The 14,377-nt window shown below is 69.3% G+C and carries 12 protein-coding genes; 11 read left to right on the forward strand and 1 reads right to left on the reverse strand.

The window, feature by feature from the left end; genetic code table 11:
- Positions 1-204: 204 nt before the first annotated feature.
- Positions 205-1,272 (reverse strand): LacI family DNA-binding transcriptional regulator, encoded by a 1,068-nt coding sequence (locus CHC11_RS12200; RefSeq protein ID WP_179278811.1) that lies wholly within the window; start codon positions 1,270-1,272, stop codon positions 205-207.
- Between the two features lie 205 nt (positions 1,273-1,477).
- On the opposite strand from CHC11_RS12200, the gene CHC11_RS12205 reads away from it, so the two are divergent.
- From CHC11_RS12205 to CHC11_RS12255, 11 genes are read left to right on the forward strand one after another with little or no spacing between them, the layout of a single operon-like run.
- Complete coding sequence (locus CHC11_RS12205) at positions 1,478-2,662, forward strand: ABC transporter substrate-binding protein (RefSeq protein ID WP_179278812.1); 1,185 nt, start codon at positions 1,478-1,480, stop codon at positions 2,660-2,662.
- A gap of 40 nt (positions 2,663-2,702) precedes the next feature.
- Positions 2,703-3,578, forward strand: coding sequence for a branched-chain amino acid ABC transporter permease (locus tag CHC11_RS12210; protein WP_089311813.1), 876 nt, complete (start codon positions 2,703-2,705; stop codon positions 3,576-3,578).
- Entirely contained in the window at positions 3,575-4,636 is a 1,062-nt protein-coding gene (locus tag CHC11_RS12215) for a branched-chain amino acid ABC transporter permease (RefSeq protein WP_089311814.1), read from the forward strand. Before CHC11_RS12210 ends, CHC11_RS12215 begins: the two co-directional genes overlap by 4 nt.
- Positions 4,633-5,403, forward strand: a complete 771-nt coding sequence (locus CHC11_RS12220; protein ID WP_218826044.1) for an ABC transporter ATP-binding protein — start codon at positions 4,633-4,635, stop codon at positions 5,401-5,403. The genes CHC11_RS12215 and CHC11_RS12220 overlap by 4 nt, the downstream gene beginning before the upstream one ends.
- Before the next feature lies 1 nt (position 5,404).
- A complete protein-coding gene (locus CHC11_RS12225; RefSeq protein WP_089311816.1) occupies positions 5,405-6,172 on the forward strand; it encodes an ATP-binding cassette domain-containing protein in 768 nt (255 codons plus the stop codon).
- Positions 6,169-7,209, forward strand: coding sequence for a M14 family metallopeptidase (locus CHC11_RS12230; RefSeq protein ID WP_089311817.1), 1,041 nt, complete (start codon positions 6,169-6,171; stop codon positions 7,207-7,209). Before CHC11_RS12225 ends, CHC11_RS12230 begins: the two co-directional genes overlap by 4 nt.
- Positions 7,206-7,817: a DUF1989 domain-containing protein gene (locus CHC11_RS12235; protein WP_179278813.1), complete on the forward strand. Its 612-nt coding sequence runs from the start codon at positions 7,206-7,208 to the stop codon at positions 7,815-7,817. The genes CHC11_RS12230 and CHC11_RS12235 overlap by 4 nt, the downstream gene beginning before the upstream one ends.
- Entirely contained in the window at positions 7,818-9,194 is a 1,377-nt protein-coding gene (locus CHC11_RS12240) for an amidase (protein ID WP_089311819.1), read from the forward strand.
- A complete protein-coding gene (locus CHC11_RS12245) occupies positions 9,191-11,542 on the forward strand; it encodes a molybdopterin-dependent oxidoreductase (RefSeq protein ID WP_089311820.1) in 2,352 nt (783 codons plus the stop codon). Before CHC11_RS12240 ends, CHC11_RS12245 begins: the two co-directional genes overlap by 4 nt.
- Positions 11,539-13,206, forward strand: a complete 1,668-nt coding sequence (locus CHC11_RS12250) for a rhodanese-like domain-containing protein (RefSeq protein ID WP_089311821.1) — start codon at positions 11,539-11,541, stop codon at positions 13,204-13,206. The genes CHC11_RS12245 and CHC11_RS12250 overlap by 4 nt, the downstream gene beginning before the upstream one ends.
- On the forward strand, positions 13,193-14,356 hold the full coding sequence (locus CHC11_RS12255) for a MalY/PatB family protein (protein ID WP_143227037.1): 1,164 nt from the start codon (positions 13,193-13,195) through the stop codon (positions 14,354-14,356). Before CHC11_RS12250 ends, CHC11_RS12255 begins: the two co-directional genes overlap by 14 nt.
- Positions 14,357-14,377 lie beyond the last annotated feature (21 nt).

Raw genomic sequence — 14,377 nt, forward strand, 5'->3', positions numbered from 1 at the left:
GCCGCAGGGGCCGAGCGCCTGTTCAAGACTGCTTCCCATACGCACGGCCCACATGGGGCCGGAGGGACCCTGGGCCAGCTCCGCCGCTCCGCTCTCCTCCGCCTCGCGCCGCCCGCCAACCGGTCATCACCAACACCGGGCCCCTGCACGATCCGCCTCATGGGCCAGTCACTACTGTCCGGGTCTCTCTTCGGTGGCGGCACCTCAGACCGTCCCGTCACCACTGACCGGCTTTCCGGCCGAGAAATCAGTCGCGCTTGACTGGCGGACCACCAGTGCGGGGTGGAGGGTGGCGGATTCGCTGGTGTTCCCCTCCAGCATGGTGATGAGCTGGCGGGCCGCCACCTCGCCCATCTCCCGCAGCGGCGTGTGGACGCTGGACAGCGGGATGGGCAGGTCCTGGGCGATGGCGATGTCGTTGTAGCCGACCAGGGCAAGGTCGCGGCCGACGGTCAGGCCGTGGTCTCGCAGTGTCCCCATGGCTCCTATGGCGGCCGAGTCGTTGACGGCGAAGATCGCTGACGGCCGGCGGGGGTGTTCGAGCAACTGCCTGGCCGCCCGCCGGCCTCCCTCCGGATCGAAGTCGGTGTGCACGATCCGGTCCGATGCGACGGTGATGCCCGCCCGCTCGTACACCTCGACGCAGCCCTGGACCCGGTCGAGGGCGACGGGGTAGCGCGGCCCGGCGATGATGCCGATGTCGCGGTGGCCGCGCTCCAGGAGGTGCTCGCCCACGAGCTGCCCACCGAGCCGGTCGTTGCCCGTCACGGACACGTGGCCGGCCCGGCGGTGGTTGACGAGGACCCCGAGGGTCTCGGAGCGGCGCAGCTCGCCGTAGATCCCCTCGTCCAGGGTGGCGTCACCGATGACCAGACCGTCCACCTTGCGGCTGAGCAGCATCTCGACGCGCTCCAGGCGCTGCTCGGATTCGCCGTGCGTGTTGGTGACGATCGTCTGGTAGCCGAGTCTGAAGGCTTCGGCGTCGATCCCGCTCAGGATCGCTGCGAGCACGACGTCGTGCAGCCGCGGCATCAGAACGCCGATGACCCTGCTGCGTCTGGTCCGGAGGCTGGCCGCGGTGAAATCCGGCCGGTAGCCGAGGCGTTTTGCGATCTCGCGTACACGCGCCTCGGTCTCGGCGAAGTCGGCCCGCCGGGGCCCGGGCTGCCGGCGCAGGATCCTCGAGACCGTGGAGGGGTGGACGCCGGCCTCCTCGGCGATCAACTTGTGCGTCGGAGTCCTCGGCCCCGGCCCCGTCGGCTCGTTCGTCAACTGTCGTCTCCTTGCGATGCAGGTCAAGCGGCGAGATGCGTGGAAGTGCCTCTTGACAACCGGGCTCCTGCAGTCGATTGTACCTATACGCAGTCGACTGCAGATAACTCCTCCGGACATGCCGGGAGAACGTCGGGCCGACTGAAGGGCGGGCAGAACCTGCCACCTCATCCGTCGCGTCATGGGGACGGGTGCCGTGAAGGCGATGTCCGATCGACTGGAGGCGCAGATGAGGTGTACCGGAACGCTCGCGATGGCCACCGCCCTGATACTCGCGGCCGCCGGCTGCGGCGGCACAGCCGGAGGCGGTGAGGAGTCCGGGCCGATCAAGATCGGGCTGTCGACCCCGCTGTCCGGGGCCGCCGCATCACTCGGGGAGAACGAGCGCAGGGGCGTCGAGCTCGCGATCGAGCAGGTCAACGATGGCGCGGGCCTCTTCGGCGGTCGGAAGCTGCGGCTCGCCGCCGAGGACAACGCCTGCAACCCGACCGAGGGCGCGAGCTCGCTCACCAAGCTCATCACCAAACAGCGGGTGTCCGCGGTGATCGGTGCGCTCTGCAGCGGGGTCACCCTGTCGGCCATGCCGCTGGCGAAGCGCCACCGGGTGCCGTTCATCGTGTCGACGTCCACGTCACCTGACATCACCACCGCCTCCGGCAAGGGAGGCAACGAGTTCACGTTCCGGATCAACCCGTCCGACGCGACGCTCGCCAACGCGCTCGCGACCTATCTGGCCTCGGCCGGCAAGATCCGCAGGCTCGCGATCCTGGCCGAGGACAGCACCTACGGCCGTACCGGCGCGAAGGCGCTCAGCGAGGCGCTCAAGCAGAGGGGCCTCGGGGTGACCGGCATCGACTACGTCCCGCAGGGAACCGCCGACTTCTCGACGCAGATCAGTAAGTACCGAAACAACGGGACCCAGGGCGTCGCGCTGTACGTTTCAGGCGCCGACCATCTCGGATTCCTGCGGCAGGCGGCCGGAGCGGGCCTGCGCCTGCCGATGACCGGCCGGGTCGAGTTCGAGGGACAGAACCTGCAGATCCTCAAGAAGGAGCAGTTCGCCGGGTCGTCCAGCGTCTATCCCTACAGCTCGCTCATCAATACACCGCAGAACGCGAAGTTCACCCAGGCGTACCAGAGCCGCCACAAGACCCCGCCGACGTACGAGTCCTTCGAGGGCTACAACGCCGTGATGGTCATCGCGGACGCCGTCCGGCGGGCGAAGAGTTCGGATCCGGTCGACATCCAGAAGGCCCTCGTCAACCTCAACATGCCTTCACTGACCGGCGGAACGGTCAAATTCGATGACCACAACCAGGCACACGACAAGGCATTCATCCTGCAGCTGAAAAAGGGCGACATCACCATCGAGTCAGACGTCACCACCTGATCCGGCCGCGCTTCCGGATCGGAGTTGGAGGTAATCTCCCGTGGATACGACATTTATTTGGGAACTACTGGTCAACGGTGTGATCCTGGGGTCCAGCTACGCATTGCTCGCCGCGGGCCTGGCCGTCATCTTCGGCGTTCTCAACGTCGTGAACTTCGCGCACGGCGCACTGTACATGCTCGGCGCGTTCGCCGCCTACTTCCTGATCCCGCACAGCGGGTACTGGGTGGGGCTGCTGCTCAGCGCTGGGATCATGGCGGCGTTGGGCGCCGCCCTGCACGGCGGATTGCTGCGGCGCCTTCCCCCCGACGGCGCGTTCTCCAGGAGCCTGCTGCTCACCCTGGGCCTCGCGATGATCATCCAGAACGGGGCGATCATGTTGTGGGGTGCCGGGCCGCGGCAGCTCGCCGAGGATGCGCGGCCACAGGGGCACATCGTGCTGGCCGGGGCGACGATCCCGTCCGTCCGGGCGCTCGTCGTCGTGGTGGCGGCCGTCACCCTCGGGGCGCTCTATCTGTTCCTCAACCGGACGCAGATGGGCCGGGCCATGCGCGGCGTCTCCCAGAATCCGACGGCGGCACTGGTCGTCGGCATCTCGCCGACCAGGGTCGGCCGGCTCGCGATGGCACTGGGCGTGGGCCTCGCCGGCCTCGCCGGCGCCACCCTCGCACCGGTGTTCACGGTCAGCCCGCAGATGGGCATCACGATCGTGTTCAAGGTGTTCGCCATCGTCGTCATCGGCGGCCTGGGCAGCGTGCCCGGCGCGGTGATCGTCGCCTTCGGCGTCGGCGTCCTGGAGAGCTTCGCCGGCGGCTACGGGACGGCGATGACGCAGAGCGTCAGCGTGTTCCTGTTCATGATCGTGATCATGCTCGTTCGGCCGCAGGGGCTGTTCTCCAAGGAGGTGCGAGTGTGACCGCGGCGATGAGGGCGCACGAGCGCGCGACCGGGACCGGCGCGAAAGTGCCGAATGGGGCCCCGTCCCCGGCGACCCGCCTGATGGGAACGATCCAGCGTCACCCGCTCCTGCTGACGGCCGTGGCGATCGTGCTGCTGCCGGCGGTGGTCGCCAACGACTACTACATCGACGTCGCCAGCCTCGCACTCACCTTCATGGTGCTGGGAACGGCCTTCAACCTCCTCTACGGCTACGTGGGGCTGCTCTCCTTCGCGCAAGTCGCCTTCGTCGGCATCGGCGGCTACACCTGCAGCTGGCTCGTGACGCACACCGGTGTCTGGCAACCGATCGCCTTCCTGTCCGCGGGTGTGGTCACCGCGATGGTCGCAGCGGCGATCGGCGTCGTGACGGTGCGCCTGTCGGAGGGCGCGTTCGCCATCATCACGCTCAGCTTCTCGTTGCTCTGCGCACTGGTCGCGGCGGAATGGACGAGCGTGACCGGCGGCAGGCAGGGCATCTTCGGGCTGCCCGCCCCCGAGTTCTCGCTCGGTGCGGTCAACCTGGCGGCGGACACCCCTCGCCACTACTACTTCCTCCTCGCCGGATTCACCGTGTGCGCGCTCTGGGCCATGCACCGACTGGTCAAGTCGTCCGCGGGAACGGTGATGATCGCCATCCGCGACAACGAGCCGCTGACGAAGGCGCAGGGTTACGCGACGAACTCCTACAAGCTCGCCGTCTTCACTCTCTGCGCATTCGTGACCGGCCTCACCGGTGCGCTTCACGTTTTCCGCCTCACGGCGATCGACCCGTCCATCTTCGACTTCTACCTGATGCAGGTAATGCTCATCATCGTCATCCTCGGTGGCGCGGGAACCTTCTGGCCGGTCGTCTGCAGTGCCGTGCTCTTCTCGGCCCTCCCCGAGATTCTCCGGATGGCCGATGAGGCCCGCCTGGTCATCTACGGCGTGATCCTGGTGGTCGGGCTCCTGTTCGCCCCGCAGGGCGCCGGCGGATTCCTTCGAACACGTGCGGTGAACAAACGCCTGCGCGGCATGAGAGTCGAGGGCCAATGATGAACGCTTCTCAGGAGAAGGAGCCCGCGGCGCTGAAGGTGACGGGCCTCGGAAAGTCCTTCATGGGCGTCGCCGCACTGCAGGACGTCGACTTCTCCCTTACCAGGGGCAAGATCCTCGGCCTCATCGGCCCGAACGGGTCGGGCAAGTCGACGGCCCTGGACTGCATGACCGGATTCGTCCGCCCGGACTCGGGCCAGATCACGCTGGACGGGCAGTCCGTCTTCGGTAAGGCGCCCCACACCATCGCCAGGTCCGGCCTGGCGCGGACCTTCCAGACCGTCCGGCTGTACGACGAACTCACGCTGGACGAGCATGTCGAACTCGCGCTTCACGGGCTGGCACGGTCGAGACGGTCCCGCCGCAGCCGTCGGCGGGAGGCCGACAGGGAAAGGGCGATGGCCTGGTTGACCCTGTTCGGTCTCGAACGCCTCCGGACCGCGCCGGCGGGGATCCTCTCCTACGGCCAGAAGAAACTGCTCACGCTGGCCTCGATCTTGGGGGCACAGCCACGCATCGTGATGCTCGACGAGCCTCTGGCGGGCGTCAACCCGCGGGTGATCGACCTGATCCTCGACGCCATCCTGCAGGCCAACAAGGACGGGCAGACCTTCCTCATCATCGAGCACAACGTCGAGTTCATCACCTCCTGCTGCTCCTCGGTCGTCGTACTGGACGCGGGCAGGAAGCTCGCGGAGGGTCCTCCGTCGGTCATCTGGGAGGACCCCGCCGTGTACGAGGCATTCCTCGGCAGAAAGGCGTCCTGACATGAAGACCGACCCGAGCCTGCGCGTTTCCACCTTCTCAGCCGGATACCTGAACGACGTTCCTATCGTCACTGACCTGACTCATGGTTTCGCGGACAACAGCGTCACGACCATCGTCGGTCCGAACGGGGCCGGAAAGTCGTCTCTTCTGAATGGCATCTACGGTCTGACGCGGTGGTCCACCGGCTCCGTCCGGATCGGTGACGTCGAGGTCCGCAGGATGCCGGCCTGGAAGCGCTTGAAGGCGGGCATCAGCCTGGTCCCCCAGGGACGCTGCAACTTTCCCCAGATGACCGTCCTTGAGAACCTCCGGCTCGGGGCCTACACGCTGCCGCGAAACGACCGCGAGACGGCCGTCGCGGCGGCGTTGGACGAGTTCTCCGCACTGGCCGCCTTCAGGGCACGTGCCGCCGGGAACCTCAGTGGGGGCCAGCAGCAGCTTCTGGAGATCGCCATGGCGATGGTGGTGCGTCCGAAGGCCCTGCTCATCGACGAGCCATCGCTCGGACTCTCCCCGAAGGCCCGCTGCCAGGTCTTCGACAGACTCCAGGAGATCGCCGCGAGCGGCGTCTCCGTCGTCATGGTCGAGCAGAACGTGGTCGAGGGACTGGCCGCGTCCGATGTCGCCGTCGTCATGACGGACGGCCGGATCCACCGGAACGGACCGGCCGGCGAAATCCTCAACGACCCCGAGATGAAGAACGTCTTCCTCGGCGGACGGCCCACCGCCGCCGGAACCGCCTCGCGATCTGGAGGAGACCCTCGATGAAACCCACGGTGGCCGACCACCTCAGCCGCCTGGCCCCCGGAGACGTCGGCCGGGGGCTGATGGAAGCCGGCCGGCTGGCGAGCGGTAACGCGATCGGCGTCCCCTATCTGATCGCCCGCGGTACGGGAGACGGCCCGTGCCTGTGGGTCAATGCGGCGGTGCACGGCGACGAGTCCCAGGCCCCCATCGTGGCGACACAATTCTTCCATTCCATTTCGACCGGCCCGCTGTCCGGCGATGTCATCGTGACGCCCGTCGCCAATCCGCTCGCCCTCGACCACCGGCGCAAGCACTCGCCGTTCGACGGCACCGACCTCGATCAGAGCTTTCCCGGACAAGTCGACTTTCTCGGCACCCAGCGGCTCGCCCACCGGCTCTTCGCGGAACTGTCGCCGCTCGCCGACACCACGGTCAACATCCACACGATGGGCCCCTTCCTCGACGCCTGCAACTACGCCGTCTACAAGAACCATCCGAAGGGCGGCGACGAGGGCGATCTGCTGGCCCTGCTCGCCCTGCTCGACGTGCGCGTGGCCTGCCGGATGGACGTTTCCGGCGGTGGCGAACTGCCCGGCCGGATCGAGGGCGCGCTGGACTACCAGATGAACGAGCTGGGCAAGCGGGCATTCATGCTGGAGGCGGGGGCGGGGGGCCGGCATGACCGCCCTGCCGTCGACAGGGCGGTGCGCGGCCTCGTCCGGCTCGCCGCGGAGACGGGCACGGTGGCGCGGACCGGGGCGCCGGCCGACCGTCCCGCCTCCATCTGCAGGGCCACCCGGCGGACCCATGTCACCTCGGCCGAGGGAGGCTTCTTCCGCGCCCTCGTCCGGCCGGGAGACGTGCTGCCCGCCGGGCGGCCGCTCGGCGAGATCCGCAGCGTGTACGGGGACGTGGTGGAGGCGGTCTCACTGCCTTCGCCGGTGCTCGTGATCGGTGTCCGGCGCGATCCCGTCGTGCACTCCGGTGACCGCGTGGGGTTCGTCGCCACCGAATGGGCCGACGTCGACCTGACCGCGGCACTCCGGGAGGCATCATGACCCGGCAGGTCACGACGATCGGCGGCGGCGAGGTCGGGACCTTCCGGGTCGCGTCCGGCCGGACCATCGAGGTGATCAACACGCTCGGCGGCCAGGTCGTCGACGCGTGGTTCTGCGCGGCCGACGACCCGGCCGGGTTCGCGTCCATGAGCCACTCGCGGGCGTCCTTGCGGACGATCCGGCCGACGGTGGGATGCGCCTTCGTCACCAGGCGCCGCGAGCCCCTGATGACCCTGGTCGCCGATTCGTCACCCGGCATCCACGACATGACGATGCCGCCCTGCGACGAGTGGCGCTACCGGCAGCTCGGCGCACCGGGGCACGGCAACTGCGCCGACAATCTGCGGTCCGCGCTGCGGGCGGCGGGGCACGGGGCCATGGACGTGCTGCCCGACCCGCTGAACCTGTTCCAGAACTCGCCGTACGACGCCGAAGGCCGTCTCACCTTCCTGGAATCGCCCGCCCCCGCCGGTTCGTCCGTCAGTCTGCGGGCCGAACGGGACCTCGTCGTGTACCTGTCCGTGTGCCCCATGGACATCATGCCGATCAACGGTGGCGTCCCACGTTCGATCGGCGTCGCCGTCCTCGATCCGGACGAGGCGAGGTAGATGTCCGCGTCGCTTTCCGAGTTCACCCTGGAGGAGACACGGGCCGCCCTTCTCCGGCGGGACGTGTCTCCGACGGAGGTCGCCGCCGGCTACCTGGCCGCGATCGGCCGCTGGGAGCCGGCCGGCGCGTTCGTGACGGTCAGCGAGGAGCGCCTCCGCGCGGACGCCCGACGCGCGGAGAACGACCTGCTGGGCGGGACGGCCGGCCCGCTGACCGGCATCGGTGTGAGCGTCAAGGACAACATCGACGTCGCGGGGCTGCCGACCACGGCCGGTTCCGCGTGGTTCAGCGAGCGGGTCGTGGCCGACGCCGAGTCCTGGCGGCGGCTGGCGGTGGCCGGAGCGGTGCACGTCGGCAAGACCAACATGCACGAGTTCGCGTACGGTGCGAGCAACGTCAACCACAAGGCGCGCGCAGCGCTCAACCCCTGGGACCTGCGACGGGCGAGCGGCGGATCGAGCGGTGGCAGCGCCGTTTCGGTGGCCATCGGGGCGTGCGGGGCTTCGCTCGGGACGGACACCGGGGGGTCGGTGCGCATCCCCGCCGCTCTGACGGGCGTGACCGGCTTCAAGCCCAGCCAGGGTCTGGTCCCGACGGCGAAGGTGTTCCCGCTCAGCCCGTCCTGCGACACCGTCGGCGTGTTCAGCCGCACGGCGGCCGGCTGCGCCCACGTCATGCGGAGTCTGCTCGCCGAGAGCGCGGGCGGGGGCGGGGACATCCGCCGGGACTCTTCGCTCCGGGGGCTTCGTCTCGGGCTCGTCCGGGCGCATCTCGCGGCGGCCTCCCCGGCGGTGCGCGAGGTGATCACTTCCGCGCTCGGCGTCCTCGAAGGGCTCGGTGCCGCCGTCGACTGGGTCGATCTGCGCCACGAGGAGGAGGCCCGCGCGGTCACGAGCACCGTCGTGGCGTTCGAGGCGGCGCAGGTGCACCGGCGCTGGCTCCGTGACCGCCCCGGGGACTACGAGGACGACGTCAGGGCGCGACTCGAAAAGGGCCTCGCGGTGCCGGCCTCCCACTACCGGGCGGCCAAGCGGGAAAGGCGGCGGCTCACCGCGGAGTTGCTCGCCGGACAAGCCTCCTTCGACGCCGTCATCGGCCCGACGGTCCCCGTCACCGCCCCGAAGGTCACCGACTGCGGCACCGAGCGGGCACCGGCGGTGCAGGCCGTGCTGCTCGCCAACACCTACTGCTTCAACGTCACCGGCCAGCCGGCGATCTCCATCCCGGGTGGGACGGCGTCCGACGGCCTCCCGGCGGGGCTCCAGATCGCGGCCGGGCCCGGGAAGGACCGGGACGTCCTCGCCATCGCCATGGCCGTGCAGGACGCGACCGACTGGCATGACCGCCGGCCTCCGCCGAAGGAGCCCGTCCCATGAGCACGGGCAGACCGACCAGCTCCCACTGGGGTCCCCTCCGCGCCCGGGTAGAGGACGGGCAACTCTCCATCGTCCCTCACGAAATCGATTCGTGCCCTTCCTCCCTGCTGCGCAACATGGGCCCGGCCAACGGGCATGCCGCGAGGATCCACCACCCGATGGTGCGACGCGGATGGCTGGAGAACGGGTCCGGTCCCAGCCAGGCGCGCGGGCGCGACGAGTTCGTCCGCGTGGAGTGGCCCGAACTCGTCGCGCTTCTGGCGGCCGAACTGGACCGCGTCATCGACCTGCACGGCAACGCGGCGATCTTCGGCGGCTCCTACGGGTGGGGCAGCGCGGGCCGGTTCCATCATCCGCAGAGCCAGGTGCACCGGTTCCTCAACACCGTCGGCGGCTACGCGCGCTCGGTGAACACCTACAGCACGGGCGCGTCCAGCGTGATCCTTCCCCATGTGCTCGGTGCCGGCGTGGACGCGGTCCACGGCCTGACCGGCTGGTCGGTGCTCGCCGAGCACACCACCTTGATCGTCGCCTTCGGGGGGCTTCCGGCCAGGAACATGGCGGTGGCTCCCGGGGGGATCACCCGGCACCGCGGGGCGGCCGCGTTGCGTCAGATCATCGGCGACGGCACCGCCGTGGTGGCCGTGACCCCGTCGCGGGCCGACTGCCCGGACGGGCCCGACGTCCGATGGTGCCCCATCGATCCCGGGACCGACGTCGCGATGATGCTCGCCCTCGCCTGGGTCCTGATCACGGGACACCTGCACGACACCGAGTTTCTCCGCACGCGATGCGCCGGCTATGACCGGCTGGAGGCGTACGTCCTCGGGCTGGAGGACGGTGTCCCGAAAACTCCCGAATGGGCGGAGGTGATCACCGGTGTCGCGGCCGCCGAGATCTACACGCTCGCCGCGCGGATGGCGGCGAACCGGACCTTCGTCTCGGTCACCTGGTCACTGCAGCGCGCCCAGCACGGGGAACAGCCCCCGTGGGCGGCCGTCGCGCTGGCCGCCGTCCTCGGCCAGATCGGCATGCCGGGCGGCGGATTCGGGCACGGCTACGGATCCATGGGCGACGTGGGGCTTCCCCAGCGGCGAAACCCTCTCCCCACGCTTCCGCAGGGCCGCAATCCCGTCGGAGCGTTCATTCCCGTCGCCAGAATCGCCGACATGCTCCTCAATCCGGGAGCCCATTTCGAATACAACGGAGGCGTCCACCGCTATCCGGACGCACGGCTCGTCTACTGGTGCGGAGGGAATCCGTTCCATCACCACCAGCACATCGGGCGACTGCGCAGGGCGTTGGCGATGCCGGACACGGTCGTCGTTCACGAACCGTTCTGGACCGCGACGGCCAGGCACGCTGACATCGTCGTCCCCAGTGCGACCTCCCTCGAACGGTCGGACATCGGCGCCTCGCGCAACGATCCCTGCCTGCACGCCATGCATCAGACCTGCGACCCGCCCGGCGACGCGAGAACGGACTACGAGACCTTCAGTGAACTGGCGGCCGCGATGGGGGTCCGGTCCGCATTCACCGAAGACGCCTCGGAACGCGACTGGCTGCGCCGGATCTACGAACGCTGGCGGCGCCAGCTCGCCGGTCAGGGAGCGGCCCCGCCGCCTTTCGAGGAATTCTGGAACGCCGGTCACACCGAACTGCCGGAGCTTCCGGACGACGAAGTCATGCTGCGCGACTTCGCGCGTGACCCGGAGACCTACCGGCTGAGTACGCCCAGCGGACGCATCGAGCTCTTCTCCGAAACGATCCAATCGTTCGGCTACGACGACTGCCCGGGCCACCCGACCTGGCTGCCGCCGGACGCAGGACCGAGCGCGAAGTATCCGCTCACCCTGCTGGCGTCCCAGCCCGCGAACCGGCTGCACAGCCAAATGGACATGGGCCCCGCCAGCCAGGAAGGCAAGGTCAACGGGCGGGAGCCCATGCTGATGCACCCGGAAGACGCGGCGAGCCGGGAGATCGCGCCCGGCAGCATTGTCGTCATCAGCAGCGCCCAAGGAAGCTGCCTGGCGGGCGCCGTGCTCACAGACGACATCAAGAAGGGATGCGTCCAGCTCTCCACCGGCGCGTGGTACGCCCCACTGGATCCCTCTGACGTCGACTCGCCCTGCGGTCACGGCAACGTCAACACCCTGACCGTCGACCGCGGCACCTCGCGACTCGCCCAGGGATGCACGGGCCAGCTGGTGAGCGTTGACGTGCGCCGACATCAGGGCCCCGCCCCGGCCGTGTCGGCTCACGCGCCGCCGCGAGACGCCGTCCCGAACCCCCCGGCCCGGCCCTGCGACGGCCGTCCTCGTTCTGTGGAAGACAGGAGCACGAAATGACCGGCGAAGATCACACTGCCTTCATCAGTTTCGATGAGATCGAGCGATGGCGCGCCACCGGAAAGGTCCATGGCCTGCTGGACGTTCGGGAGCGGGGAGAATACGCGCTCGGCCAGATCCCCGGCAGCTGCCCGCTTCCACGAGGGCTCATCGAGATCTGCCTCGAACGGATGGTGCCGTGGAAGGACGTCCCCCTCGTCCTGTACTCCAACGCGGAGCATCGAAGCGTCCTCGCCGCGCGGACCTGCCTGCGGCTGGGGTACCGGGACGTCCGCGTCCTCGCGGGCGGCATTCAGCAGTGGTCCGCCAACGGGCGCTCGCCGGCGTACGGGGTCAACGTCATCGGCAAGACCTTCGGCGAGAAGCTCTCGGTGACCGACGAGGTACAGCAGCTCACGCCCGACGAGGTCGCGGTTCTCGCGGAGGCGGGGAACACCCTCATATTCGACGCGCGCACCGCGAGCGAATACGCCAAGGGCCACATCCCCGGCGCCTACAACGTGCCCGGTGGCCAGCTCGTCCCCACGGTGTTCGACGCCGGAATCGAGCAGACCGACCGCAGCGCGCCCATCATCGTCCATTGCGCGGGCCGGACACGGAGCATCGTGGGTGCCTACCTGTTGCGGCAGGCCGGCTTCGAGAACGTGTTCGCGCTCCGCAACGGGACGATGGCATGGGTGATGTCGGGCCGGGAACTCGACCGGGAACCCAGGCCGTGGACCGGCCCGCGGGCCGACGCCCAAGGACCGGCGAGATCAGCGAAGTTCGCCCACGAGTTCGTTCGCGGCACGCACGCGTACCCCATTTCGGAATGCGAGCTCCCCGCCCCGGGCGAGTTCCACCGACCCTGCTACCTCATCGACGTGCGCATGGTGGACGAATTCACCGCGGGACACATCCCGAGCGCCCTCTCCTGCCCTGCGGGCCAGCTGGCCAACGCGGTGGACGAGCAACTCGCCGCTCGTGACGCGCTCCTGGTGTGCTACTCCGGCAGCGAGACGCGCGCCAAGATCGGAGCCGGGCTGCTGGCGCGCATCGGATACCGCCGCGTCGCCTGGCTCACCGGCGGCCTCTCGGCATGGGGCGGCCCCATCGAGACCGGCGGTCCGAACGCCTACCTGGACGATCTCTCCTTCTCCCGGCCCGGCGTCCAGACGATCGACGGCGCAGAGCTGGCGGACGTCCTGCGAGACGGCACCGGCACGCTCCTCGACGTCCGGCGGAGCAGCGAGTACGCGCTGAGCCACATACCCGGATCGGTGTGGATCCCGCGAGGCGACCTCGAACGGCGCATCGACGCCCACGCGGCGCCCGGTACCCGGCTCATCGTCGCCTCCGACCGAGAACTCCGCTCGACGCTGGCGGCGAGAACGCTGCTCGACCTCGGCCACCGGAACGTCTCGGTGCTCGAAGGCGGGATCAACGGATGGATCTGCGCGGGCCGGCCGACGGAGGAGGGACTCGACGGCGCGGACGTCTCCCTGGCCGAGGCCAAGGAGGACGCGGAACTCGTCGCACGGCGTCCCAAGCTGCTCGAACGCAACCGTGACGACATGGTCCGCTACCTCGACTGGGAGGAGCGCCTGGGGACGCGGAAGCAGGCGAACGCGGAATCCAAGACCGGTGCGTCCGCCGGTCCCGGAGGAGACCATGGCCGAGCTTGAACTCAGCGAGTCCCGGCTGCGCGCCCACGGAGGCAAGAAATGGCGCACCTATGCCGATGACGTGCTTCCGATGTGGCTCGCCGACATGGACTTCCAGCCCGCGGAGGCCGTTCGGCGCGCCGTCCTCGAGCCGGCGATCGAGGGGGCCTTCACCTACCCGTTCGACGCCGAGCACCGCGGTGTCGCCGAAGCCTTCGCCGCACGCATGCGCACCCGTTTCGGGTGGGAGGCCGGCGCGGACCGGACGGCCGTCGTCGCCGATCTCGTGCAGGGCCTCACAGCGACCGTGCTGGCCTACAGCGAGCCCGGAGACGGGGTGATCATCTTCAGCCCGATCTACCCGCCGTTCGTGCGGAGCGTCGAGGTGAGCGGCCGGCGGGTCGCCGACGTGCCGATGATCGACGCGCCGGGCGGGTTCGCGATCGACTTCGACCTGCTCAGGCGGCAGGCCGCGCGCCCGGATGTGCGGCTCATGCTGCTGTGCAACCCCCATAACCCGACCGGCCGGGTGTTCACCGGCGAGGAGCTGCGGCAAGTGTCGGAGGTGGCGCACGACCATGGGGTCGTCGTGGTCTCCGACGAGGTGCACGCGGACCTCGTGTACGCCCCGCACCGCCACGTCGTCTTCTCCACCGTGGCCCAGGACGCCTGTGCCACGGTCACCCTCCAGTCGGCCACGAAGGCGTTCAACCTGGGCGGCCTCCGATGCGCGGTCGTCCACTTCGGATCCGAGCGGCTGCGGGAGCGGTTCACCACGACGTTCCCGGACCGGGTGCTCGGCCGGGTGTCGGGTGTCTCCGCCGCCGCGACCGCCGCCGCCTGGAACGACGGGGACGCGTGGCTGAGCGCCGTACTGGAGATCCTCGAACTGAACCGCCGGGCGGTCTTCGAATGGGTGACGGCCAACCAGGGGGCCGTCCATGCCCACATGCCCGAAGGCACGTACTTCGCGTGGCTCGACTTCAGGCGGCTCCCGCCCGGCGGCGGGTCGGCCCACGAGCACCTGCTGAAGTCCGCTCGCGTAGCCCTGCAGGCGGGCGAGGACTTCGCCGACTCCTGCTCGTCATGGGCCCGCCTGAACTTCGCGACCTCGCCCCTGATCCTTGCGGAAGCCCTGAACCGCATGGACGCGGCCCTCGCCCCCCGCTGACCCGACGATCACGAAGGAAGG

The organism is Actinomadura mexicana (assembly GCF_900188105.1).
GTDB lineage: Bacteria > Actinomycetota > Actinomycetes > Streptosporangiales > Streptosporangiaceae > Spirillospora > Spirillospora mexicana.